Genomic DNA, 258 nt, shown 5'->3' with positions numbered 1-258 from the left:
CGCTTGCGCTTCTTGTGGCGCTGCGGAAGCTGTAATCCCTCTTCCCGCCAGAGCCGCTCGACCTTCTTGTGATTGACCTGCCAGCCTTCCATGTGAAGCAACTCCGTTATCTTGCGGTAGCCGTATCGCCCGTACTGCATCGCCAACCGGATCAGAGCAAGCCGCAGTGCATCATCATCTCGCGGGACAGGTCGATACTGCAGGGAGCTCCGCGCCAGGCCTATCACCCGGCACGTCCGTCGCTCAGACGTCGCGAGC

1 protein-coding gene is annotated in these 258 nt (G+C 61.6%); it reads right to left on the bottom strand.

From position 1 onward, the window contains the following. The coding region (locus tag Q1A75_RS24185; RefSeq protein WP_299641588.1) for an IS3 family transposase at positions 1–258 on the bottom strand (258 nt) is incomplete at both ends.

It is taken from the genome of uncultured Tateyamaria sp. (assembly GCF_947504105.1).
In the GTDB taxonomy this organism is placed as follows: domain Bacteria; phylum Pseudomonadota; class Alphaproteobacteria; order Rhodobacterales; family Rhodobacteraceae; genus Tateyamaria.
This window is presented reverse-complemented; position numbering and strand designations above follow the sequence as displayed.